The organism is Leifsonia sp. LS1 (assembly GCF_020521355.1).
Classification (GTDB): domain Bacteria; phylum Actinomycetota; class Actinomycetes; order Actinomycetales; family Microbacteriaceae; genus Leifsonia.
The window spans coordinates 134,603-158,748 of record NZ_BPER01000008.1 but is presented as its reverse complement, the minus strand read 5'-3'; the positions used below and the strand labels follow the sequence as shown (position 1 = coordinate 158,748).

Genomic DNA, 24,146 nt, shown 5'->3' with positions numbered 1-24,146 from the left:
CTTCCCGGCGACCGTCCGGAGTTTTCCGAGCCGTCTGTGGAAGGGTTGGTGACTATGCGACCCGTCCTGCGAGCCCTGCCCTTCCTGTGGGGAGCGATCGGGACCGCACTCGCCTTCACCGGCGTCTACTTCCTGTTCGTGCGCAGCTACGTCGGCCAGGTGATCGACGAGCGGGCGTTCGCCGGGGCGGACGCGTGGAAGGGCGATCTGATCGACTTCGCGCACACGTTCCTCAACGCGCTCCCGGTCGCGGCGGTGTTCATCGGCGCGGTGATCGCGCTCATCGTGGTGATCGTCCGGCGCAACTGGCTGGTGTTCGCGGTCGCCGTCGGCGCCGCCATCGGTGCGAACGTCAGCACGCAGATCCTCAAGTACTCCGTCCTGTCACGGCCCGAGAAGGGGGTGGATGCGGGGCTCGCCAATTCGCTGCCGTCGGGACACACATCGGTGGCGGCGTCGGCGGCCCTCGTGGTCTTCCTCGTCGCATCCCCCCGATTCCGTCCCCTCGCGGCCGTGGTCGGGGCCGTCTTCACCATCGCGGCGGGAGCCTCCACTCTCGTCGAGCAGTGGCACCGGCCGAGCGACGTGATCGCCGGGATGCTGGTCGTCGCCTTCTGGGGCTGCATCGCCGGGCTGGTGCTCAGCGGTCTGCGCCTGCGGCCGGCCGACCCTCCGGTGCGGACGAAGCTGTGGCCGCTGGTGTGGATCGCCGTCGTCTGCGCGGTGGGTGCGCTGGTCTCGCTGCTGGTCACCTACTTCTCGGCGCAGCAGGGATCGTCGCACCTCTTTATCGCGTACGCAGGCGGCGTCGCCGCGATCGTGGCGACGGGCTTCCTCCTCGCCGCGCTCGGCAACCGCGTGTACCGCGCGCTCCCGTAGCGCTCCCGTAGCGCTCCGTAGCGCTCGTAGCGCTGCCGATTTGGTCCAAAAGTCGCGATAGCCCACGCGATTCCCGCGATTCGGTCCAAAAGTCGAGGGGGTCAGGTGGAGGCGCGGAGGGTGAGGGTCGCGGCGAGGGGAGCGGGAGGCGCCTCCGGCAGCTCGGCCCCGGAGCTCTGGGCCGACGGCGCGACCAGCGCCAGCAGCCGGTGCGCGGCCGCGCGGCCCAGCGCGTCGCCGGGGAGGGCGACGCTGGTCAGGCTCGGCGCGGTGACGGCGGACGCCGGGAGATCGTCGAATCCGGCGACAGCGAGCTCCTCGGGCACGCGGATGCCGGTCGATGCGCACGCGGCGAGCACTCCGTGAGCCAGTGTGTCCGCCGCCGCGACGATGGCCGTCGCACCCGCGGCGCGCCAGGCGGGAAGGGCGGCGAGCGTCGCGGCGGCGGCCTCGGCGAGGTCGGGTCCGCTGCGCGCGTCGGGTTCGGCGAGCAGGGTCATCCCCCGCCGCTCGGCGGCTTCCCGCAGCAGCTCCCGCCGCAGCGTGTAGGTGGCGGCCGGCGTCGCGCCGTCGAGGTAGCCGATCGTCCGGTGCCCCCGTTCGGCGAGGTGCCGCGCAAGGGCGTCCACCCCGGGGGCGAGGTCGTAGTTGACGGTCGCCGCGCGGGTCTCCAGCCCCGGCGCGTCGAGCAGCACCAGGGGGATCCCCGCGGGCACGTCGTCGAGGAAGTCGGGCCCGGGCGCCGAGACGAGCAGGCCGGCGGGTCGCAGGGAGGCGAGTCGGCGCACGTCTGTCGCGGTCGGCTGCTCACCGCTCGCGGCGGCCGACAGGAGCAGCTGGTATCGCTCGCCGAGCTCCTCCTGCACGCCCTTGATCACGCGCCCGAAGAACGGATTCGGGAGGTCGGGGGCGAGGAGCACGACGATGTCGCTCGTCCCGCGGGCCAGCGCGCTCGCCGCACCGTCGACCACGTAGCCGAGCTCGGCGACGGCCGCGAGCACGCGAGCGGCGTTCTCGTCGGAGATGCGGCCGCGGGCCTTGCCGTTGACCACCAGCGAGACGGTCGCGATGCTCGTGCCCGCGCGCTCCGCGACCATCGCGGCGGTCACCCGGCGCGGCGCGGGCGAGGGCGTCGACATGCTCTCGATCGTATCGGCGGCACCTCCCGGTTTGCGGCGTCAAGCGCTTTACGCCTACAGTGTCAAACGTTTGACGTCCTCGACGAAGCGGAGGCTCCCCGATGGAGAAGATCATCCTGGACTGCGATCCGGGGCATGACGACGCGATCGCGCTCATGCTGGCCCACGGCAGTCCCCACATCGACCTGCTGGCGGTCACCACCGTCGCGGGCAACCAGACCCTCGAGAAGGTGACCCGCAACGCCCTGGCCGTGGCCCGCGTCGCGGGGATCACCGGCGTGCCGTTCGCCGCCGGCGCCGACCGGCCCCTCGTGCGTCCGGTCGAGGTCGCCCCGAGCATCCACGGCGAGTCCGGCCTCGACGGCCCGCAGCTGCCCGAGCCGGCGTTCGAGCTCGACGAGCGGCACGCGGTGCAGCTCATCATCGACACGGTCATGGCGCACGAACCGGGGACGGTCACCCTCGTCCCGACGGGTGCGCTCACCAACATCGCGCTCGCCGTGCGGCAGGAGCCGCGCATCGTCGAGCGCGTCAAGCAGGTCGTCCTCATGGGCGGCGGCGTGCATGTCGGCAACTGGAGCCCGGTCGCGGAGTTCAACATCGTGATCGATCCCGAGGCCGCCGACATCGTCTTCGGCGCCGGATGGAGAGTCGTCATGTGCGGCCTCGACGTCACGCACCAGGCGCTCGCCACCCCCGCTGTCGCGGAGCGCATCGAGCGTGTCGGCACCGCCCCCGCTCGGTTCGTGGGGGAGCTGCTCGAGTTCTTCGGCCGCACCTACGCCGATGTGCAGGGCTTCGACAGCCCGCCCGTCCACGACCCCGTCGCCGTCGCCTACGTGATCGACCCGTCGGTCGTCCGCGCCGTGCAGATGCCCATCGCGATCGAGACACAGGGGCGCCTGACCACCGGGATGACGGTCGCCGACCTCCGCTCGGCTCCCGCCGCCGACTGCCCGACCTGGGCTGCGATGGAGCTCGACCCCGAGCGTTTCTGGGGCCTGGTCGTCGACGCGCTCGAGCGCATCGGCGAGCCCGCCGCCCTCGAATCCGCGATCGCCGACCTCGCCGCGGGAGATCTCGCGTGAGCGCCACCGCCCCCACCCCGGTCGCAGCGGTCGGAGGCCCGGGGCGCCCCGTCCGCATCGCGGCCCTGACCGCGGCGTTGCTCGCCGCGTGCGTCGCCTTCCAGCTCAACGCCAGCATGCTGAGTCCCGTGCTCGTCACCATGTCGCACGAGCTGAACACCGATGAAGCCACCATCGGCCTCTCGCAGACGCTCTTCTTCACGATCGCCGCGCTCTTCTCGCTGTTCCTCCCGCGCTTGAGCGACATCGTCGGCCGCAAGCGCGTGCTGCTCGGGATGCTCGTCGTCATGTTCGTCGGCAGCGTCGTCGCGGCCCTGGCCATGAACGTGGGCATGCTGTTCGCCGGTCGCCTCATCCAGGGCGTCACCGGACCGGTCGTGCCGATCTGCCTCCTGATGCTGCGCGCCGAGATCACCGATCCGCGCAAATACGGTGCGGCGATGGGCCTCCTCACCGCGGTCAACGGGGGCATCGCCGGCATCGACGCCATCGCCGGCGGCTGGCTGGCGACGACCTTCGGCTTCCGCTCCGTGTTCTGGACGATCGCCGTCATCACCGTGATCGCCGTGGCGATGGTCGTCTTCTGGGGCGCCGAGTCGCGGCCCTCCGCGGGCGTGCGGATGGACTGGTGGGGCGTGCTCCCTCTGGTCGTCTCCATCGGTGCCCTGCTCACGGGCCTCAACGAGGCGGGCCGTCTGGCTTCGGCGAACTGGCTGCTCGTCGCGCTCTCCCTCGCCGTCGCCGTGATCGCCTTCGCGATCTTCTGGCGGGTGGAGAACCGGGTCGCCCAGCCGCTCGTGCCCACCCCGCTCCTGAAGCGCCGCGCCACCTGGGCGCTGCTCACAACCACTCTGCTCACCATGACCGGCGTGTTCGCCGTCGTGAACGGCCTGGTGACCTCCCTGGCCCAGAACGCCGACGCAGGCTTCGGGATGGCGCCCGACCTGGCCTCCCTCGCCTTCCTCACCCCGTACGCCATCGTCGGCTGGATCGTCGGTCCGCTCGCAGGCCGCCTCGCTCCGGTGCTCGGCTACCGCCGCATCCTGCGCATCGGCCTCGTCGGCACGATCGTCGCGACGGTCGTGATGGCGTTCGTGGGCGTGCACTCGCTGCCCGTGCTCATCGCGACCACCGTGGTGATCGGCATCGGCTACGCGGGCATCGGCAACATCATGCTCAACGGTCTGGGCATCGTGCTGTCGCCGGCGGAGAACCCCGGCTTCCTGCCCGGGCTCAACGCGGGCGCGTTCAACCTCGGCGCCGGGCTGAGCTTCGCGCTCCTCCCGGCCCTCCAGGTCGCGACCTCGGCCGCGCCGAGCTCGACGACCGGATACTCTGCGGGCATGATGCTCGGAGCCGCAATCACCGCCGGAGCCCTCGCCGTCTCGTTCCTCATCCCGCGCCCCGCCTCGGCCGAGGTCGTGACCGAAGCGGCGGACGCGCGATGAGCGGCCGCATCCTCGTCGTCGGGTCGCTGAACGCCGACCTCGTCGTGCAGACCGCCGCCTTCCCGCGGCCCGGAGAGACCGTCACCGGCGGCGATCTGTCGACCGGCGCCGGTGGCAAGGGCGCCAATCAGGCTGTCGCCGCCGGGCGTCTGGGCGGTGCAGTGAGCCTCGTCGGCGCAGTCGGTGCGGATGCCCACGGCGAGCTGCTGCGCGCGTCCGTCGCGGGTGCGGGCGTCGATGTCTCCACGGTCGCGGTGCGCGACGATGCGGCGACCGGGACCGCGCTCATCACCGTGGACGCGCACGGCGAGAACACGATCGTCGTCTCGCCGGGCGCGAACGGCACACTCGCTCCCGCCGACCTCCCGGACTCCGCCGTGGCGGGGGCCGCCGTGCTCGGACTGTGCCTCGAGGTCCCGGAGGACGTGGTCGTCGACGCGGCGCAGCGCGCACGCGCGTCCGGTCTGACCGTCGTGCTGAACCCGTCGCCTTTCCGCGCGGAGGCGCGCGGGCTGCTTCCGCTGGTCGACGTGCTCCTCGTCAACGAGGGGGAGGCCGCTGCGCTGCTCGGCGTCGCGGAGGACGCGGCGCCCGGGGAGTTGCGCGACGGCTTCGCCGCGCTCGGCGTCGCGCGCGCCGTGGTGACGCGCGGGGCCGACGGCTGCGTGGTCATCGACGGCGCCGCCGCCCCCGTCGCCGTCCCTGCGGTGCGGGTCGATGCTGTGGACACCACCGGCGCCGGCGACGCCTTCATGGGCGCGCTGCTGCTGCGCCTCGCCGACGGCGACTCCCTGCTCGACGCGGCCCGCTTCGCGGTCGGCGTCGGAGCCTTCGCCGCCTCCCGCGCCGGAGCGCAGGCCTCCTACCCGACCTCCGACGCCCTGGCCGCCTTCCTCCGCCGCTGACCCGCGCGCAACATTCGTGCCGAATGGTGCGATAGCGGCGCTCGATCGCACCATTCGGCACGAATGTGCGACGAAAGGGAGTGAGGGGCGCTAGGTCGACTCGCGGATGACCAGCTCGGTGGGGAGGAGGGTGACGCGCTCGACGGGCTCACCCTGGATGCGGCGCACCAGCACGCGGGCCATCGTCTCGCCGAGCCCGATGGATGGCTGGTGCACGGTGGTCAGCGGCGGCGCGGCGGTGATGCCGAAGTTGTCGTCGTCGAAGCCGACGACGGCGATGTCCTCCGGGATGCGGAGGCCCGCCTCCCGGATCGCGGAGTACGCGCCCGCGGCCATCTGGTCGTTCGCGGCGAACAGGCCGTCGATCGGCACGCCGCGGGCGAGCAGCCTCCGCATGGCCTCCTTGCCCGAGAGCGGGGAGAAGTCGCCGAGCTCGATGAGCGAGGTGTCGAGGCCGTGCGCGTCGAGAGCCTGCCGCCAGCCGGTGAGGCGGTCGAGGCCGGCGGGCATGTCCTGCGGGCCGGTGACGAGCGCGATGTTCCGGCGGCCCCGGGCGATCAGATGCTCGGTGGCGCCCGCGGATCCGGAGACGTTGTCCACGTCGACGAAGTAGGAGTCGCCCATCGCGTCGCCGACGGGCCGTCCGCCGAACACGATCGGCAGGGTCGTTCCGAGCTGTGCGTAGGAGTGGTCGCCGGAGTGGTGCGAGACGACGAGCGCGCCGTCCACGTTGCCGCCCATCAGATAGCGACGGGTCTTGTCGGGGTTCGTCTCCGACGAGATGACCATGTTGAGGGTGTACTCGGTGTCGGCGAGGCTCAGGGCGACGCCCTGCACGATGGAGGCGAAGAACGGGTCGGCGAAGACCTTGGCGGTCGACTCCGGCACGACCAGGGCGATCACCTGGGTGCGGCGGGAGGCGAGGGAGCGGGCGGCGCGGTTCGGGACGTAGTTGAGGTCGGCGATGGCGGCCGTCACCACGGCGACGACCTCCGGCGTGACCTTCGGCGAGCCGTTGACCACGCGGGAGACCGTGGCGCGCGAGACCCCCGCGCGTGCCGCCACCGCCTCCAGGGTGGGGACGGCCGCGGCGTCCGCCGGCTCGGTCCTCATCGGTCTCCTTCTCGTCCGTCGTCCATGTTAGGCGCGTGCCGGGGCGATGCCGGCTTCGGCGGCCCGCGCTGCGGCGATGACCCGGGCGAATGCGCGACCCGACTCCTTCACCGTGCGCGTCTGCGTCCCGTAGTCCACCGACACGATGCCGAAGCGCTTCTCGTAGCCCCACGCCCACTCGAAGTTGTCGAGCAGGGACCATACGAAGTAGCCGCGCACGTCGGCGCCCTCGCCGATCGCGGCGTGCACAGCGTCGATGTGGGCGAGGATGTACGCCTCGCGGTCGGTGTCGACGATGCGTCCGTCCGGGTCGGTCGCATCGTCGTAGGAGGCGCCGTTCTCGGTGATGTACAGCGGAGGGAGCGTCGGGTAGTCGGCGGTGAGGCGTACCAGGAGGCGGCGGAGGCCGTCGGGGTTGACCTCCCAGCCCATGGCGGTCGTGGGCAGGTGCCGCGACGGGAAGGTCACGAACTCGCTGCCGACGAACGGCGTCGACGTCGGCCGGTCGGTCGGGACGATCGCCGGGGGAGTGCCGGCCGGCAGCGGGTGGCCGCTGACGTTGTCGTCGTGGTAGTGGTTCACGCCCAGGAAGTCGAGCGGTTGTGCGATCACGTCGAGGTCGCCCTCCCGCACGAACTGCTCGAACCGGTGCTCGCTCAGATCCTCCAGCACGTCGGCGGGGTAGGCGCCCAGCAGCATCGGCTCCAGGTACATGCGGTTCCACAGCCCGTCGATCCGGCGCGCGGCGTCGAGGTCGGCCGGGTCGGCGGGGTCGTTCGGGACGGCGGTGGTCAGGTTGAGGGTGATCCCGAGGCGGAGGCGCTCGGCGCGGCCCGCATCCCCGGCGGTCGTGGCCGGGAAGCCCGCCCGCTCGCGGATCGCCTGCGCCGCCAGCCCGTGCGCGAGGTGCTGGTGGTGCAGCGCGGCGAGGGCGGCGGCCGGCTCGCGACGACCCGGCGCGTGCTCGCCCGCCGCGTAGCCGATGAGGGAGGAGCAGAGCGGCTCGTTGAACGTCGTCCAGTGATCGACCCGGTCGCCGAGGGCGTCGTAGACCGCGAGCGCGTAGTCGCGGAAGCGGTAGGCCGTGTCGCGGTTCGCCCAGCCGCCGCGCTCCTCCAGGGCCTGCGGCAGGTCCCAGTGGTAGAGGGTCAGCCAGGGCAGGATGCCCGCGCCGAGCAGCTCGTCCACCAGCCGGCTGTAGAAGTCGATCCCGGCCGGGTTGACGGCGCGGTCGCCCGGCCTGACCCGGGCCCAGGAGGTCGAGAAGCGGTACGACTGGAGGCCGAGCGACGCCATCAGTGCGACGTCCTCCGGCATGCGGTGGTAGTGGTCCACGGCGCGCTCCGGGGTGTCGCCCCCGGCGATGGCGTTCGGGACGCGGGCGAAGGCGTCCCAGATGGAGTCCTCCTTGCCGTCCTCGTGGGCGGCGCCCTCGATCTGCGCGGCGGCTGTGGCGGAACCCCACAGGAAGCCGTCGGGCCAGCGGTCGTCGGTCATTCTCAGCCTTTCACCGCGCCGGCCATGATGCCGGAGACCAGCTGCCGGCCGGCGAGCACGAAGAGGAGGAGCAGGGGGATGGTGGCGAGCACGGCGCCGGCGAGCACGATCGAGTAGTCGACGTACTTCGCCGACTGCAGCTGGCTCAGGGCGACCTGCAGGGTCGGGTTCTGCGGCGCGACGAGGAGCGGCCAGAGGTAGTCCGTCCACGCCGTCATGAAGGTGAAGAGGCCGAGGATCGCCATGGCCGGGCGTGCTGCGGGGACGCCGACGTGCCAGAAGGTGCGGATCATGTTCGCGCCGTCGACGCGGGCGGCCTCGATCAGCTCGTCCGGGATGACGTCGACGAGGTACTGCCGCATGAAGAACACGCCGAAGGCGGTGACCAGGGTCGGCACGATCACGGCGCCGAGAGTGCCCGTCCAGCCGAACTGCTTCATGACCATGAAGAGCGGGATGATGCCGAGCTGGGTCGGCACCGCCAGCGTCGCGATGACGAACACCATCAGGCCCTCGCGGCCGCGGAAGCGCAGCTTGGCGAACGCGTAGCCCGCCAGTGTCGAGAAGAGCACGACCGAGGCGGTGATGACAGTGGAGACGATGAGCGAGTTGCCGAGCGCCTGCCAGAACGGCACCGTGCCGAGCACCTCGCCGATGTTCTTCCAGAACTGGCCGCCCGGGAGCAGCGGCGGCCAGGTGGCGGTGAGCACGGTGCTGTCGCTGGATCCGGCGACGTACGACCACCACAGCGGGTAGGCGCCGCCGACGAAGATGACGAACAGGATGCCGTAGGTGAGGAAGCCGGGGCGGCGATCGATGCCCAGCGCTTTGCGCTTGGGTGCACGCTGGGGCGCGGGGCGCGGCGACGTGCTCGATGTCGGCCGGGAGGCGGTGGTGGTCACAGGTTCTTCTCCTCGCTGGCGGCGACCAGGGTGCGGGCGCCTTCTGCGGTGGGGGCGTCGGGGTCGGCGGAGCCGGATCCGCCTCCGGCTGCGGCGTCGGCGGCCCGGCTGCGCGCCAGGCGTTTCGCCGTCCGTTTCGTGTGCAGGCGCGCCTCGGTGGAGGCGATCCGCCGCGAGATCAGGAAGTTGAGCAGGCCGAACAGCACGATCAGGAGGAACAGCATCCACGCGATCGCGGAGGCTTTGCCGAAGTTCTGCCGGTTGAAGGCCATGTCCCAGAGGTAGAGCACGGTGGTCTGGTACTGCCGCTGCGGTCCTCCCGGGACCGCACTGGACGGGTTGAACAGCTTCGGCTCCGTGAAGATCTGGAGGCCGCCGATGGTCGCCGTGATGATCACGAAGATCATGGTGGGGCGGATGCTCGGCAGCGTGATCGAGAAGAACCGGCGGAACGACCCGGCGCCGTCGAGGGACGCCGACTCGTGGATGTCGCGCGGCACGGCCTGCATGGCGGCGAGCAGGATGAGCGCGTTGTAGCCCGTCCAGCGCCAGTTGACCATCGTGGCGATGGCGACGTGGGCCGGGAAGGTCTCCGTCTTCCACATCACCGGGTCGAGGCCGACGGCCTGCAGCATGTTGTTGATGAGCCCGTACTTCTCGTCGAACGCGCTCGAGAAGATCAGCGTGACGGCGACGGGGGTGACGACGTAGGGGAGCAGGACGCTCATCCGCCAGAAGGTCTTCGCGCGGATGTTCTGGTCCAGGACGGCCGCGATGAAGACGGCGGCGATGAGCTGGGGGATGGCGGAGAGCAGGAAGATGCTCACCGTGTTGAAGAGGGAGTTCCAGAAGAACGGGTCCTGCAGCTCGGCGACGTAGTTGCCGAAGCCGACCCATTCGCCGGGGCCGGTGAGGAGGTTCCACTTGTTGAGCGACACGACGAACGTGTAGATCAGCGGGAACAGCCCGACGAGCCCGAAGAGGACGAAGAACGGCGCCACGTAGAAGTACGGCGACGCCTTGACGTCGAAGCGGCTGAGCTTCTGCTTGAAGGTGAGCGCCTTGCGCGCATCCCGGTCGCGCCGGACCGCGGTGGCGGTCTCCGGGCGGGTGGCGGTGGTCATGCGGTTCTCCGATGAGGTGGGAGGGCGGTGCGGTGGTGGAGGCGTTGCGTGCGGTGCAAGGTGCGGGCCCCCGCCGCCGGTGGGAGCGGCGGGGGCCCGGACGGTGCCTGCTACTTGTTGACGACCAGCTGGTTCAGCAGCTTCATCGCGTTGTCCCACGCCTGGTCGCCGTTCGCCTTGCCGGAGTCGAGCTCCTGGACGGACGGGCCGAAGACCTGCGACTGGATGACCGAGTCGTCCGGTCCCTTGTACTGGGCCACGACGCCCTTGGCGCGCTGGGCGAGGATCTCGCCGATCGGGGCGTTGTCGAAGAACTTCGTCAGGTCGCTCTGACCGGTCACGCCGGGGTCGGACTGCGCCGCGGTCACCGACGGGAACGTGCCGGCGGCCTGGAACGTGGCGACCTGCGACTTCGCGGTGGTCAGCCAGGCGGCGAGCTCGGCCGCCTCCTTCGGGTGCTTCGACTGCTTCGGCACGGTCAGGAACGAGCCGCCCCAGTTGGCCGCGCCGCCCGGGAACACGTTGGCGAAGTCCCAGCCGGTGTCGGCGCTGCCGCCGCCCGCCTCGACCTGGCCCTTGACGACGCCGAGCATCCAGCCCGGGCAGACGAAGGTCGCGAACGAGCCGTCCGTGAACGCCTTGCCCTTGCCCCAGTCCCACTGGGTCTGGTTGGAGGAGAGCCCGGCGGCGGCACCGGCGGCCAGCTGCCCCCAGAGCGCCTTGAGGTCGGAGTTGTCCTCGATGTTCAGCTTGCCGTCCTTGGTGTAGTAGCCCTCGGGCTGCTGGTTCACCATCGCGTTCCAGAGGAACCCGGACTGGTCGTAGAAGGCCTTGCCGGTGGCGGCCTTGTACTGCTCGCCGACCTTGAAGTAGTCCGCCCAGGTGGCGTTGTCGCCGCCGAAGAGCTTGGCGACGGACTCGCGGTCGCTCGGCAGGCCGGCCGCGGCGAAGAGCTTGCCGTTGTAGCAGAGGCCCTCCGGTCCGATGTCCGTGCCGTAGCCGATGATGCGGCCGTCCTTGTCGGTGGCCTGCTTCAGCTTCCAGTCGACCCAGCGGTCCTTGATCTTGTCGGCGCCGTAGTCCTTCAGGTCGTTGAACTGGTCGGAGACCTGCATGACCTTGGAGAGCCAGCCCTCCTCGACGGCCTGTACATCCGGGAGGCCGCTGCCGGCCGCCTGCTTCGTCTGCCAGTCGGTCAGGGCGTTGTCACCGGTGTCGATGTTGGTCGCCTTGATCTTGATGTTGGGGTGCTCCTTCTCGTATTCCGAGTAGAGCTTGTCGAAGCCCATCGTGCCGAACGTGGTGACGGTCAGCGTGATGGGGTCCGAGCTGCTCCCGCCGTCGCTGCCGCTCGATGAGCAGCCGGCGGCGAGGAGGGCGAAGGACGCAGCGCCGGCAATGGCGGCCGCGACCTTGGTGCGTCGTGAAAGCTTCACGGGTCACTCCCTTGTGGTGTGTGCTGGGTCTGATGTGGCGCCGTGAGAGCGCTCTCAGTTCGCGACCGTGAGAGCGCTCTCACGCGTTGCTGGAGAATCTAGAACGAGTTCGTCCGGGATGTCAAGTCGATCCATGATCGCGCTCTCACGGCCGTGATTCCGCGGTTTCCTCGATCGCGGGATTCCGCGGATGCCGCCGGGGTGCCTCGACCCACCGTGACCCAATCGTTACCTGATCGACCTCGTGTCCGGGTGGAGGCGGGTCCCGTCGTCCGACGAGACTGGACACCTCCCCGACCGTCGGGGCGGATGCCGAGGGAGAGGTCAGGATGCCCGTCATCATCCTCATCGGCTTCGCCGCGGTCGCGCTCTGGTCACTGGTCGCCCACCGATTCGAGCGCGTCGGGATCGCAGGTCCTGCCGGCCTCGCCGCCCTCGGCGCGCTGGTCGTCATCCCCGGCGTCCCTGCGTTCACCGCAGCCATCGACAGCGACGTGTCCGAGCACGTGGTCGAGCTCATCCTGGCCGTCCTGCTGTTCGTCGACGCCTGTGAGGTCCGCGGCGGGCTGTTCGGCGGGGAGGGGCGCTCGCTCGCGCGTCTCGTCCTCATCGCCCTGCCGCTCTCGTTGGTCCTGGTCGTCCTCGTCGGCGTGTGGCTGCTGCCGCAGATCGGCGTGTTCGTGCTGATCGTCATCGCCTGCGTCCTGATGCCGACCGACTTCGCCCCGGCCACGGCCCTGCTGCGCTCGGAGCGCATCCCGGCTCGTGTGCGCCGCATCCTCAACGTCGAGAGCGGCTACAACGATGGTCTCATCTCGCCGGTGTTCGGGATCTCGCTGGCCATCGCCGTCGCGCTTCCCACTCTCATCCGCATCGCCGAGTCCGGCTCCGAGGCGTCCGGGGACGAGGCGCAGCTGGAGAAGAACATCACCGACCTCCTGCAGGCGTTCTTCGGCGCCGTGCCCGCGACGGCCATCGCCATCCTGATCGGCGTGCTCCTCGGCGGCACGCTGGGCCTCCTCACCCGCTGGGCCGCGCGCCGCGGCTGGGCCGACGCCACCGGCATCCGATTCGTCACCCTGCTGACCCCGCTGCTCGCCTTCGGGATCGCGACCGTGCACGAGCTCGCCGCCAACGGCTTCGTCGCGGCGTTCGTCGCCGGCGTCATCTACCGCGTCGCGCGCACCAGGCGCACGGAGCTCGACGCTGTCCCGCACACCGAGCTCTTGCTGGTCGAGGAGGTCAGCGCGGTCGCGGCGAACTTCGTCTGGTTCATCCTCGGCGGGATGACGACTGCGGTGATCGTGGACGGCATCGACTGGCGGCTGCTCGTCGTCGCCGTCCTGGCCCTCACCGTCTTCCGTGCGGTGCCCGTCTACATCGCGATGCTCGGCTCGTCCGTCGGCTGGAGGGATCGCACCTTCCTCGGGTTGCTGGGACCGCGCGGCACGGCGTCGATCGTGTTCGGTCTCCTGGCCTTCAATCAGCTGCCGGAATCCGTCAGCGGCGATGTGCTGAGCGTGACCGTGCTGACCGTCGTGGGCAGCATCCTGCTCCACGGCGTCGCCGCACCATTCGCCCTGCGGAGGATCGTGCCGGCGGCGACGACGGCCGCCGTCCCGGAGGACGACGGCCGTCGTGGGTGAGGCGCAGGCGCCCGGCTACTCGCCGGCAGAGGTCTGCGGACGCTGAGCCCGCAGGGACGCGGTGTCCGCGCCCGGTTCGATCAGCGCGCCGACCTCGGCGGCCGCGCGGCTGGCGAGGATGCCGACATCCTCGTCCTCCTCCTCGCGGCGCGCGGCGGCGTCCTTTTCCGCGGCGTCGTCCGCGGCCTCCTGCAGTGCCGACTTCGCGCGCAGCGGCGGGGTCTTGAAGAACCACGTCAGCACGAAGGCGATCAGCACGACCATCAGAGCCACCCAGTAGACCTCGACCGCGGATGCGTTGAATCCCACGAGGAACGGCTTCGACAGGCGCGGGTCGGCGTCGTTCAGGAACGACGTGTCGTCGAGGTTGCCACTGCCGGCGTTCGCGCTGGTCGACTTCTTGAGGGTGCTGGACAGGCTCGGCGCGACGGAGTCGACGAAGTTCTGACGGACGGTGTCGTTCGAGAAGTCCAGGGTGACGGTCCCGTCGGGAGCGACGGACGCGTACGGGGCCTTCGCCGTGATCGCGGCACCCGCGGCCGCGGTCGCCTTCTCGACGGCTGCGGTTGTCGCCTGCTCCTGAGCGGCGGCCGGGATCTGGCCGGCCGCCACCGCGTCGGCGACAGCCTGCTTGGCGGCGTCCTGCGCCTTGGTGACGTTGGCCTGGATGCCGGACGTGGTCTTGTCGGTCAGCTCGGAGACGATCTTGTCGTAGCTCTGCTCCATGATCTTCTTGTTCTCGGGAGCCTGGGCGACCGACGGGTCGAGGGCCGCGTTCAATGCGCTGTTCAGCGTCGGCTCATCCGCGAGGGACGTCTTGACGTTGCCCGGCATGACCGTGAAGAGCAAGGAGAGCAGCACCGCGGTGCCCAGCGTCCCACCGATCTGACGGAAGAAGGTGGAGGCACTGGTCGCCACGCCCATGTCGCGCACGCCGACCGAGTTCTGGCTGGCGATGGTCAGGGTCTGCATCAGCTGGCCGAGACCGAGGCCGATCAGCAGCATGGCACCGGCGATGAACCAGTACGACCCGTCGTACTTGACGAAGGTCAGGTAGAAGAATCCGCCGCTGAGCAGCGCGGTGCCGATGATCGGGAACTGGCGGTAGTGGCCGGTGCGGGCGATGATCTGACCGGAGGCGATCGAGGAGATCATCAGGCCGAGGATCATCGGGAGCATCTGCAGACCCGACTCGGTCGGCGTCGCGCCGAGCACCAGCTGCAGGTAGAGCGGGAGGGTCAGCATCGCGCCGAACATCCCGAAGCCGACGAACACGCCGATGACGGTGGCCATCGAGAAGGTGTTCGAGCGGAACAGCTTCAGCGGGATGAGCGCGTCGTCCTTCATCGCCCTCTCGATGAGGATGAAGGCCACGACGCCGACCGCTCCGATCACGTAGCAGGCGATGGCCCCGGCGCTGCCCCAACCCCAGTCACGACCCTCTTCTGCGACGAGCAGCAGGGGGACGAGGGCGACCACGACGGCTGTCGCGCCCCACCAGTCGATCCGTGCGGAGCCGCGGGCGTGCTTGGGCAGGTGCAGGAAGCGCAGCACCATCGCCAGCGCGATGAGGCCGATCGGCACGTTGACGAGGAACACCCAGCGCCATCCGGCGATCCAGAGGATCTGGTCCGCGCCGGCGAACAGGCCGCCGACCAGCGGGCCGATGAGGCTCGAGATGCCGAAGACGGCGAGGAAGTAGCCCTGGTACTTGGCGCGCTCGCGGGGGGCGAGCATGTCACCCATGATCGCGAGCGGCATCGACATCAGGCCGCCGGCGCCGAGGCCCTGGATGGCGCGGAACGCGGCCAGCTCGACCATCGAGGTCGAGAAGGAGGCGAGGATCGAGCCGATGATGAAGACGACGATCGCGAAGATGAACAGCGGGCGCCGGCCGAAGATGTCGGAGAGCTTGCCGTAGATCGGCGTCGCGATCGTGGAGACGATCAGGTAGGCCGTGGTCACCCACGCCTGCTGGCTCAGGCCGTGCAGGTCGTCGCCGATGGTGCGGATGGCCGTGCCGACGACCGTCTGGTCGAGGGCCGAGAGGAACATGCCGGCCATGAGGCCGAAGATCACGAAGAGGATCTGCCGGTGCGACATGATCGGTTGGGGTGCGGGCGGGGCCGCGGGGGCAGTGCTGGACATTGAACTCCGAGTCGAGAGTCGAGGAGGGGACGCCCGGCGCTCGGGCGTCACACCGGTGTGAGAGTCGTGAAGATTTTTGCGGAGAGTGCAAAGTTACACCCGGTGCGCGTCTTTCGGCAACGCGTCGAGGCCCGACGGGGGAGGGTTCGCCACAGGCGAACGTCCGCCCGCGATCCCCGGGATGACGCGGATCTCCTCGGAAGCTGCGCCAGATGACACCCCCCGTCCAGGTGGCACATAGGGAGGAGGCGTACCGTGGAAGCTACCCGAACCCGTCCCCCTCCGAATCCCCTCCGAAGGATGTATGAGTTCTCTCAGCTCCTCCCCTCGTTTCCGCCTCCGACGCGTCTCCCTCGTCGCCGTCGCAGCCGCCGCTGCGCTCCTTTTCACCGGCTGCGCGGGCGAGCCCTCCGTCGCGACCAAAGCCCTGGCCGGTGCGGCCGAGAAGTCGACCCCGCGCACCGCGAGCGTCTCCGCGGTCGAGCCCGCCGCGGGGAGCGTCTCCGGCGGGACCGTCACCCTCACCGGTTCGAACCTCCAGAATGTGGCGAGCGTGCAGATCGGCGGCCAGCCCGCCGCGGTCACCGCCACCACCGCAGACGCGGTCACCGTAGCCGTCCCGGCCGCGCAGAGCTTCGCCGCGGGTGCCGTGCCGATCGCGGTGACCGACAAGTCGGGCAAGCCGGTCGCGACCGATGGCACGACGTACGACTACCAGGTGCAGACCCCGGTCGACAAACAGCTCGCGTACGCCATGACCTATTGGAAGAACTACAACTCGGCCGAGTGGGGCGACCTCAACTCGGTAGGAGGCGACTGCGCCAACTTCGTCAGCCAGACCCTCATCGCTCGCGGCTGGACCATGAACGCCGACTGGTACAACAAGGACGCCGCCGCCGACTGGAGCCCGGCCTGGGGGTACGTGCCCTCGATGGACCAGTACTTCAGCGAGAACGCCGCGGCCCTCGGTCTGACCGAGTACTCCTTCGACCAGCGGGACAAGATCAAGGTCGGCGACATCGTGATGTTCGACTGGAACGACAACGACTCGCTCGACCACGTGCAGATCGTCTCGGCCGTCGAGCACGTGAACGGCCAGATCAAGATCAAGATGGTCGGGCACAACGAGGACACCGACTACCGCGACCTCGACACCACCATCACGGTCGACCACCCGGGCGCGATCGGCCACTTCTGGAGCCTCTCGAAGTAGTCCGTTCGCGGGGCGGCGCGGTTCGCAGCCGGCCGTGCACCGCCCGGTCGGCGGGACGGGCTATGCTCAGCCCGTGACCATGGGGGGAGCCCGGCTGCGGGCGACGACGATGGGCGTCGGCCTGGTCGGCGGCGCCCTCGCTGTGCTGCTCGCCCTCGGCGGCTGCGCGGCCGAGCCGAGCGTCGACGCGGGCGCCCGCGGTGGGGGCCACAGTCCGACGGAGCATCCGCACACCCCGCCGCCCACGCCCGATGCCATCCCGAAGCACCGCCCCGTGCCGTCGGCGGCGCCACCGCCGCAGAGCGTGGGCTTCGACGCGACCGCCCAGTCCGTCGACGACCCCGTGAGCACCTGGGTCGTGGTGAACAAGCCGCGTGCCCTCCAGCCGATCCGCTTCGTCCCGCCGGACCTGGTCTACCCCGACGTCACATACGTCAACCGCCAGCCCATGCGCCAGCCGGTCGCCGACGCGCTGGTCGCGATGTTCCAGGCGGGCAAGCAGGAGGCCGGCCTCGACTTCTCGGTGCAGAGCGCCTACCGCTCCTTCGACTCCCAGACGCGGGTCTACGACGACGACGTCGCCCGCAACGGCCAGGATTTCGCCGACACGGACACCGCCCGTCCGGGCCACAGCGAGCACCAGACCGGTCTCGCCGTCGACATCAGCGCCGTTCCGGCGAAGTGCTCCCTCGCGGCCTGCTTCGGCGAGACGCCGCAGGGCGTCTGGCTGGCGGCGAACGCCTGGCGGTTCGGCTTCCTCCTGCGGTATCCGGCCGACAAGGTGGAGGTGACCGGATTCACCTACGAGCCGTGGCACTTCCGGTTCGTCGGCGTGCCGCTCGCGACGCAGCTGCACGCGACCGGCGTCACGACGCTCGAGGAGTTCTTCCACTGCGACGGCGGCACGCGGTACCACTGACACGCACGTGGCGGGCATCCTCGTGCGCCGCGGCCGGGCGGCGGCCTCAGCTCGCCATCGCCTCCGAGACCCGCTTCGACTTCTTCTTGCCCTTCGCGTGCTTCGCCGGTGCGGGCAGGTAGGGGTGCACATCGGTCGCCGCCACGTGCTCGGCGACGAGCTCGCCGGCGACGTCGGTCGCGACGACACGGCCGAGCCGCGACGATTCGCGGATACCGTCCTCGGGCCGCGGCGGGATCTCGATCTGCTCGGTGACGATCGGCTCCCAGGGGATCGTGTTCAGGATGTACGCGATCGAATTGAGGCGTGAGCGCCGCTTGTCCTCGGAGTCGACGATCACCCACCGCGCCCACGGCACATCGGTGTCGGCCAGCATCCGCTCCTTCGCCGCCGTGTAGGCGTCCCATCGAGTGATCGACTCGAGGTCCATCGGCGACAGCTTCCACTGTCGCAGCGGGTCCACGGCACGGGACCGGAACCGCTTGTGCTGGACGGATTCCGAGACCGAGAACCAGAACTTGATCAGGTGGACGCCGTCCTCGACGAGCATCCTCTCGAAGGTCGGCGCCTGCCGCAGGAAGCGCTCGTACTCGTCGTCCGTGCAGAATCCCATGACCCGCTCGACCCCGGCCCGGTTGTACCAGGAGCGGTCGAAGAGCACGATCTCGCCTTCGGCCGGCAGATGCTGCACGTAACGCTGGAAGTACCACTGGCCGCGTTCACGCTCCGTGGGAGCGGGAAGGGCGACGGTGCGTGCGATGCGGGGGGAGAGGTATTGCGTGATGCGCTTGATCGCAGAGCCCTTGCCCGCCGCGTCGCGCCCCTCGAAGAGGATGACCACTCGCGCCCCCGTCGCCTTCGTCCACATCTGGAGCTGAACCAGGTCGGCCTGGAGCTTCTCGAGCTCGGCCTCGTACAGGTCCAGCGGTATGCGCGGCGTCGACGCCTTCCGGTCACGTGCCATGGGAACTCCTCCGACTTCTACGAATCGTAGAATTCTACAAGACGTAGAAGTCGGTGGGAATGCCCGGGGAGGATCGCGCCCGGACTCAGGCGATCGCGTCACCCACGATCCGCTTGGCCTCCTCCTGCACTTCGCGCAGGTTGTCCTCGCCCGCGAAGCTCTCCGCGTAGATCTTGTAGACGTCCTCCGTGCCGCTGGGGCGTGCCGCGAACCAGGCGTCCGCCGTCTGCACCTTGACCCCGCCCAGGGGCGCGTCGTTGCCGGGTGCGCGGCTCAGCTTCGCCGTGATCGGCTCGCCCGCGAGCTCGGTCGCGACGATCGCGTCGCCGTCGAGTTTGCCGAGCGCGGCCTTCTGCGCCGGCGTCGCCGGGGCGTCGACGCGCTGGTAGACCGGGTCGCCGAAGCGGTCGGTCAGCTCGCGGTACAGCTCCGACGGGGACTTACCGGTCACGGCTCGGATCTCGCTGGCGAGCAGCGCGAGCAGGATGCCGTCCTTGTCCGTCGTCCACACCGAGCCGTCGAACCGCAGGAAGCTCGCGCCCGCGCTCTCCTCGCCGCCGAAGCCCACCGAGCCGTCGATCAGGCCGGGGACGAACCACTTGAACCCGACCGGGACCTCCCACAGCCGCCGGCCGAGCGACTCCGCCACCCGGTCGATGATCGACGACGACACCAGCGTCTTGCCGACGGCGGCGTCCTCCCGCCATCCCGAGCGGGTGCGGAACAGGTAGTCGATCGCGACGGCGAGGTAATGATTCGGGTTCATCAGGCCGCCGTCCGGCGTGACGATCCCGTGCCGGTCGGCGTCCGCGTCGTTGCCGGTCAGGATGTCGAAGTCGGCGCGCCGCTCCACGACCGACGCCATCGCCGAGGGGCTCGACGGATCCATGCGGATCTTGCCGTCCCAGTCCAGCGTCATGAACCCCCACGCCGGGTCGACCAGCGGGTTCACGACCGTGAGGTCGAGCTCGTACCGCTCCGCGATCGCCTGCCAGTAGTGCACGCTCGCGCCGCCCAGCGGGTCCGCTCCGATCCGGATCCCGCTCTCGCGGATCGCCTTCACGTCGATGATGTTCTCGAGGTCGTCCACGTACTTCCCGCGGAAGTCGTACGTCTCGACCCCGCTCGGCTCCGCCTGGCGCACGTCCTTCAGCCCGTCCGCGATGATCTCGTTCGCGCGCTTCGCGATCCAGCTCGTCGCGTCCGTGTCGGCCGGTCCGCCGTGCGGCGGGTTGTACTTGAACCCGCCGTCGGTCGGCGGGTTGTGGCTCGGCGTCACCACGATGCCGTCGGCCTCGTCGTCGTGCCCCGCCCTGTTGTAGGCGATGATCGCGTGCGACACCGCCGGCGTCGGCACCCAGTCGTCGAACTCGTCCACCAGCACCCGCACCTCGTTGCCGACCAGCACGGCCAGGGCCGAGGTCATCGCGAACTCGCTCAGCAGATGCGTGTCCGCCCCGATGAACAGCGGGCCGGTGATCCCCTGCGACGCCCGGTACTCGACGATCGCCTGCGTGGTCGCGAGGATGTGGTCTTCGTTGAACGCGGTGTTGAGCGAGCTGCCGCGATGCCCGGACGTCCCGAACACCACCCGCTGCTCCGGGACGCTCACATCCGGCTTGAGCTCGTAATACGCGGCGCGGAGGGCATCCACGTCGATGAGGTCGGAGGGCTGCGCGGGGGTGCCTGCTCGGGGATCCATGCCCCTATGTTTCCACGGTCGCGCGGCGGAGGGGAGGGGCGGGTGCGCTGTGCAGGCATTACGCAGGAGCAGCACTCGACAGGCTCGTAGAAGCTCCTGTCTACGGAGATCCTCGGCGGCTGCTACTCAAACAGTCCGATCGCTGTGGTGCGACCGGCCAGGCGATGGAAATCTTCCGTCGACGCGCCAGTATCCGACGGGCGACATGATGAGGGGAGAACGCGATGGAGCATTCGTACGAGGACATCGTGGCCGAGATGCAGGACCCGCAGGGTTTCGTGGCCAGCCTGTTCGCAGGCTGGAACCACGGGGCGGCGATGTTCTGAGTCCGACGGGCCGGTCGCTCCGCGCGGCCGGCCTCCCGGGCCTCGACTCTCATGCTCGCACCGACACAACGCCTGGCTTCGGCTGTGCTGGCCTCGATCGAGGTCGCGCCGCCGGGGACCGTCGCCCCACGCTTCCATGATGCGATGCGCCACACCCTCCTCCCGGCACGGGAGTACCTGATCGCGTCGCGCGAGGACCACGCACCAATGTCAGACCTTCGGATCCGCCGGGATGAGAGCTCGCGCGCGATGCTGGACCTCAACATCGCCGCGCTCGTCGAGGCGATCGGCTCCGACTGGCTGGGTCGCGCCATCGAAGGCGGCCCCGCAGACAAGACGATCAGAGGCATTGTCGAGGCGTTCGCGTTGAACGTGCAGACGTCCGCGTACGCGCGACCACGCGACGGAGGCGGCGCTGAGGACGTCTACGTCGCCCTCCTCACGTACGTCAACGGCTTCGGCGGCTGGGACGACGCCCTCGCCATCGCCTCGGATTTCGCTGCTCGGTGCGAGCGTCACGAAGAGGCTCGACCGCGGTGGCTCGCCTCGATGCTCGCAGGCGTCGTCCTCGGACTCCACCGACGTGAACACGAGGGCGCTGCCCTCGTGGATCAGGCCATGACCGGCCTCGCGGGAACGGCGGAGGCGTTCTTTGTCGGGCTTCGCTGGGCATCCCTCGAGGTGAAGCGTCGCGGGCGGCTCGACGTCGCCGAACGCTACCTGGATCGCGCAGCAGACATCGCCGTTGCGGACACGGGAGCCGACAGGCTGTTGTTCCTGGGATTGCGTGACAACCTGCGAGGCCTCATCGCTCTGAAGCGTGGAAGCAGAGAGGAAGCGCTGAATCTCGTCGACAGCGCTGCGCGATCCCTCCGCGAACTCGTCGTGTGGGCGGAGGCGCACGATGCGCGGGCAGTCCACTCCACGCTGTCGGTGCTCGGCTTCGTCCTCGTCCGGCAAGGGCGCCCGGCCGAGGCCGTCTCCGTCCTCAGTGCGAGTCTCGAGCGGCTTCGGACCGAATACGACCCGTCCGTCGTCCGGCAAGTCCGAAAGATGCTGATCCGTTGCTTCGGCGAGCTGGGGGAGGAGTCGCTCGAAAAGCGGGTCAGGGACCTCACACCGTACTTCTGGCAAGAGTCAGCGGCTTTCGGCCGATCCACCGTCGCGGCGGAAAGCTCCACGCCATGATCGAGCTCACCGACCTCACCCGCACCTTCACCACCCGCCGCGGGGCGCCGCCCGCCCGCGCACTGGCCGGGATCTCTTTCGGCATCGATCGGGGCGAGATCTTCGGACTCCTCGGACCGAACGGGGCGGGGAAGACGACGACGGTGCGCATCCTCTCGACTCTGCTGACGCCGACGACGGGCACGGCCACCGTCGCCGGGTTAGACGTCGTGACGGAGGCGGTGGCGGTGCGGCGTCGCATCGGGGTCGCGTTCGGTGGGGAGCGCGGACTGTACGACCGGCTGTCGGCGCGGGACAACCTGCGCTTCGCCGCCCAGCTCTATGACCTCCCCCGTCGAGACACGAAGCGGCGGATCGCTGAGGTGCTCGACGTGGTCGGGCTGGCAGATGCCGCGGACCAGCGAGTGGAGGCATTCTCGCGCGGGATGAAGCAGCGGCTCCACCTCGCGCGCGCCCTCATCCATGACCCCGAGATCGTCTTCCTCGACGAGCCGTCGTCCGGGTTGGATCCCGTCGCCGCGCGCGCCCTCCGCGAGCTTGTGCTCGAGCTGCGGCTCCGCGGCAAGACCGTGTTGTTGACCACCCACTACATGTTCGAGGCGGACGAGCTTTGTGATCGCCTCGCTGTGATCTCGGAAGGACAGGTGATCGCGCTCGACTCGCCGGAGAGGGTGAAAGCATCCGTCCGTGTCGCGAGCGTGTTGGAGGTCGACGTACTCGACGATCACATCGGCGCCGTGCGAGCCGTCTCCGCGCTGCCGGGAGTCGTAAGTGTGCAGGTCGAGCAGACGGCCGCGGCGAGTCGGCTGATCGTCCGGATCGCGAGCGAGGGGGCGACGGACCTCCCGATCGTGCTCGGCGTCCTGGCCGACGTGCGCACCGGTGCCGCATTCGAGCGCCGTCCGACGCTTGAGGACGCCTACGTGGCCCTGCTCGAGGAAAGGGCCTCGTGAGGCTGGCCGTCGCGGCGTGGCTGCTACAGCTGCGCCTGCTCTCGCGGTCACCGTTCTTCGTGTGGATGGCGCTGCTCACGCCACTCGTCTACTGCTCGCTGGCGGCCATGATGTCCGGAGGGCACGCCTCGACGCGCACGATCATCGGCGCCGGACTGATGGGCGCCTGGTCGACGACCCTCTTCGGTGCGGCGGAGGCACTCTTCATGCAGCGCTTCTCCGGGACGCTCGAGCTCCTCGTGGGTGGGCCGCGCTCGCTCGTCGCTCCGGTGCTCGGGTTCTCGCTCGCAACGGTCACGCTCGGCGTCTACTCGGTCGGCGCGGCATGGCTGTGGGCGCTGCTGGTGTTCCGCACGGGCGGTGCCTCCGAGGATGCCGGAGACGCCGGAGCGATGGTGATCGCGGCGGTCGTCGCGATGGCCGGGCTGGTCGCTGTCGGGGTCTTCCTCGCGGCACTGTACGTCGTCACCCGCAAGGCGATGGAGCTGACCAACATCCTCGAGTATCCGATCTGGCTGATCTGCGGGGTGCTCGTTCCGTCTGCAACGCTGTGGCCTCCGCTCGCGATCGTGGGCCGCGTCCTCCCACTCGGCTGGGCGACGCCCGCCCTGGACCTGCCCTTCGGCACCGACTGGGCAGCCACACTCGGAGTCTCGCTGCTGCTTACGGCCGGCTACTTCGCAGCGGGCGTCGTGCTGCTGCGGCGAGTGGATGCGCTCGTTCGTGTGCGGGGAACGCTGAGGCTGCGATGACCTCCTGGCTCCGCACGGCCCTGCTCTCGGGTGTCCTCGGCTATCGCGCGCTCTTCGCCTGGAGCACGCCCGGCTTGTTCGTCGCGTCGCTGGTGCTCGCTCCGGTGCTTCAGCTCGTCTTCTTCCTCTCGCTCGGCTCATCGCTCGGCTACGGCGACCCGGAGTTCTTCGTCGTAGGCAACGCGATTCAGGTCTCGGCTGCGGCGGGCGTGTCCGGACTCGTGTCCGTGATCGCCGACGAGCGTCGCTTCGGCACGCTCTCCGTCATCCTCGGCTCGCCGGGATCCGCCGTCGCGGTGTTCGTCGGTCGGCTGCTCCCCGGCGTCGTGCTCGGCACTTCCGTCTCGGTCATGACCGGCCTCGTCGGTCTGGCGTTCACAGGCTCCAGCACAACGCTCGCAGGGTCGCTCTTCTTCGTGCTGACTGCCGTCGTCGCCGCTTCGTCCTGCTCGGCGCTCGGCCTGGCTTTGAGCGCTCTCGGGCTCGTCTACCGGGACATCTACCAGGTCGCGACCGCCGCGTACCTCGCCCTGCTCGTCTTCAGCGGCTCCAACGTCGACCGCGCCGACATCCCGCCCGTCGTCCGCTGGATCGGCGACCTGCTTCCCACGACGCACGCGATCGAGGCGGCACGTAGTGTGCTGGCGGGCGGGTCTGCGGGGGCCGCGGCATCCCTGCTTCTCGCCGAGCTCGGAGTCGGGGTCGCCTGGGGAGCAGCTGCGCTGATCGGAATGCGGATCCTTGCCCATCGGGCGCGGGTACTGGCGCGGGTGGAGCTGTTCTGAGCGACTCCGCCCCGCCGGG

The 24,146-nt window shown here is 69.9% G+C and carries 20 protein-coding genes; 11 read left to right on the top strand and 9 right to left on the bottom strand.

The window, feature by feature from the left end; translation table 11 throughout:
• Window positions 1–54: 54 nt before the first annotated feature.
• Window positions 55–879 (top strand): phosphatase PAP2 family protein, encoded by an 825-nt coding sequence (locus LLS1_RS15105; protein WP_226656778.1) that lies wholly within the window; start codon window positions 55–57, stop codon window positions 877–879.
• A 101-nt stretch (window positions 880–980) separates the two neighbouring features.
• Here the strand turns inward: LLS1_RS15105 and LLS1_RS15100 are convergent, their stop codons facing one another.
• Window positions 981–2,018 (bottom strand): LacI family DNA-binding transcriptional regulator, encoded by a 1,038-nt coding sequence (locus LLS1_RS15100; RefSeq protein WP_226656776.1) that lies wholly within the window; start codon window positions 2,016–2,018, stop codon window positions 981–983.
• 101 nt (window positions 2,019–2,119) lie between these two features.
• Between LLS1_RS15100 and LLS1_RS15095 the strand changes: the two genes are divergently transcribed.
• The 3 genes from LLS1_RS15095 to LLS1_RS15085 are packed head-to-tail and all read left to right on the top strand — an operon-like array spanning window position 2,120 to window position 5,459.
• The gene (locus LLS1_RS15095; RefSeq protein ID WP_226656774.1) at window positions 2,120–3,106 is read left to right on the top strand and encodes a nucleoside hydrolase; all 987 of its coding nucleotides are present in this window, start codon (window positions 2,120–2,122) and stop codon (window positions 3,104–3,106) included.
• Window positions 3,103–4,554, top strand: coding sequence for an MFS transporter (locus LLS1_RS15090; RefSeq protein ID WP_374758278.1), 1,452 nt, complete (start codon window positions 3,103–3,105; stop codon window positions 4,552–4,554). The genes LLS1_RS15095 and LLS1_RS15090 overlap by 4 nt, the downstream gene beginning before the upstream one ends.
• Window positions 4,551–5,459 carry a ribokinase gene (locus tag LLS1_RS15085; RefSeq protein WP_226656772.1) on the top strand — a complete coding sequence of 303 codons (909 nt, stop codon included), beginning with the start codon at window positions 4,551–4,553 and terminating at the stop codon, window positions 5,457–5,459. Before LLS1_RS15090 ends, LLS1_RS15085 begins: the two co-directional genes overlap by 4 nt.
• Before the next feature lie 90 nt (window positions 5,460–5,549).
• On the opposite strand, the gene LLS1_RS15080 is transcribed toward LLS1_RS15085, so the two are convergent.
• The 5 genes from LLS1_RS15080 to LLS1_RS15060 form a co-directional block, all read right to left on the bottom strand.
• Complete coding sequence (locus tag LLS1_RS15080; protein ID WP_226656770.1) at window positions 5,550–6,572, bottom strand: LacI family DNA-binding transcriptional regulator; 1,023 nt, start codon at window positions 6,570–6,572, stop codon at window positions 5,550–5,552.
• A gap of 27 nt (window positions 6,573–6,599) precedes the next feature.
• Window positions 6,600–8,069 carry a GH1 family beta-glucosidase gene (locus LLS1_RS15075; RefSeq protein WP_226656768.1) on the bottom strand — a complete coding sequence of 490 codons (1,470 nt, stop codon included), beginning with the start codon at window positions 8,067–8,069 and terminating at the stop codon, window positions 6,600–6,602.
• A 2-nt stretch (window positions 8,070–8,071) separates the two neighbouring features.
• Complete coding sequence (locus tag LLS1_RS15070; protein WP_374758277.1) at window positions 8,072–8,971, bottom strand: carbohydrate ABC transporter permease; 900 nt, start codon at window positions 8,969–8,971, stop codon at window positions 8,072–8,074.
• A complete protein-coding gene (locus LLS1_RS15065) occupies window positions 8,968–10,095 on the bottom strand; it encodes a carbohydrate ABC transporter permease (RefSeq protein ID WP_226656766.1) in 1,128 nt (375 codons plus the stop codon). Before LLS1_RS15065 ends, LLS1_RS15070 begins: the two co-directional genes overlap by 4 nt.
• Before the next feature lie 110 nt (window positions 10,096–10,205).
• Complete coding sequence (locus LLS1_RS15060; protein ID WP_223359012.1) at window positions 10,206–11,531, bottom strand: ABC transporter substrate-binding protein; 1,326 nt, start codon at window positions 11,529–11,531, stop codon at window positions 10,206–10,208.
• Window positions 11,532–11,860: 329 nt separating this feature from the next.
• Here LLS1_RS15060 and LLS1_RS15055 point away from each other — a divergent pair, with 329 nt between their 5' ends.
• On the top strand, window positions 11,861–13,177 hold the full coding sequence (locus LLS1_RS15055; protein ID WP_226656764.1) for a cation:proton antiporter: 1,317 nt from the start codon (window positions 11,861–11,863) through the stop codon (window positions 13,175–13,177).
• Between the two features lie 15 nt (window positions 13,178–13,192).
• On the opposite strand, the gene LLS1_RS15050 is transcribed toward LLS1_RS15055, so the two are convergent.
• Window positions 13,193–15,325, bottom strand: coding sequence for an MDR family MFS transporter (locus LLS1_RS15050; RefSeq protein ID WP_226656762.1), 2,133 nt, complete (start codon window positions 15,323–15,325; stop codon window positions 13,193–13,195).
• A gap of 304 nt (window positions 15,326–15,629) precedes the next feature.
• Between LLS1_RS15050 and LLS1_RS15045 the strand changes: the two genes are divergently transcribed.
• Together LLS1_RS15045 and LLS1_RS15040 are read left to right on the top strand one after the other, a co-directional pair.
• The gene (locus LLS1_RS15045; RefSeq protein WP_226656760.1) at window positions 15,630–16,538 is read left to right on the top strand and encodes an amidase domain-containing protein; all 909 of its coding nucleotides are present in this window, start codon (window positions 15,630–15,632) and stop codon (window positions 16,536–16,538) included.
• A 79-nt stretch (window positions 16,539–16,617) separates the two neighbouring features.
• On the top strand, window positions 16,618–17,457 hold the full coding sequence (locus LLS1_RS15040) for a M15 family metallopeptidase (protein WP_226656896.1): 840 nt from the start codon (window positions 16,618–16,620) through the stop codon (window positions 17,455–17,457).
• A 46-nt stretch (window positions 17,458–17,503) separates the two neighbouring features.
• On the opposite strand, the gene ppk2 is transcribed toward LLS1_RS15040, so the two are convergent.
• The gene (gene ppk2 / locus LLS1_RS15035; protein WP_226656758.1) at window positions 17,504–18,421 is read right to left on the bottom strand and encodes a polyphosphate kinase 2; all 918 of its coding nucleotides are present in this window, start codon (window positions 18,419–18,421) and stop codon (window positions 17,504–17,506) included.
• An 85-nt stretch (window positions 18,422–18,506) separates the two neighbouring features.
• Window positions 18,507–20,123, bottom strand: coding sequence for a phosphoglucomutase (alpha-D-glucose-1,6-bisphosphate-dependent) (gene pgm / locus LLS1_RS15030; protein WP_226656756.1), 1,617 nt, complete (start codon window positions 20,121–20,123; stop codon window positions 18,507–18,509).
• Between the two features lie 410 nt (window positions 20,124–20,533).
• Between pgm and LLS1_RS15025 the strand changes: the two genes are divergently transcribed.
• Genes LLS1_RS15025 through LLS1_RS15010 form a run of 4 tightly spaced genes read left to right on the top strand, consistent with a single transcriptional unit; the run spans window position 20,534 to window position 24,127 of the window.
• Entirely contained in the window at window positions 20,534–21,637 is a 1,104-nt protein-coding gene (locus LLS1_RS15025; RefSeq protein ID WP_226656754.1) for a hypothetical protein, read from the top strand.
• A complete protein-coding gene (locus LLS1_RS15020; RefSeq protein ID WP_226656753.1) occupies window positions 21,634–22,590 on the top strand; it encodes an ABC transporter ATP-binding protein in 957 nt (318 codons plus the stop codon). The genes LLS1_RS15025 and LLS1_RS15020 overlap by 4 nt, the downstream gene beginning before the upstream one ends.
• A complete protein-coding gene (locus LLS1_RS15015) occupies window positions 22,587–23,342 on the top strand; it encodes a hypothetical protein (protein ID WP_226656751.1) in 756 nt (251 codons plus the stop codon). Before LLS1_RS15020 ends, LLS1_RS15015 begins: the two co-directional genes overlap by 4 nt.
• Window positions 23,339–24,127 carry an ABC transporter permease gene (locus LLS1_RS15010; RefSeq protein ID WP_226656749.1) on the top strand — a complete coding sequence of 263 codons (789 nt, stop codon included), beginning with the start codon at window positions 23,339–23,341 and terminating at the stop codon, window positions 24,125–24,127. Before LLS1_RS15015 ends, LLS1_RS15010 begins: the two co-directional genes overlap by 4 nt.
• The last annotated feature ends 19 nt before the right edge of the window (window positions 24,128–24,146 follow it).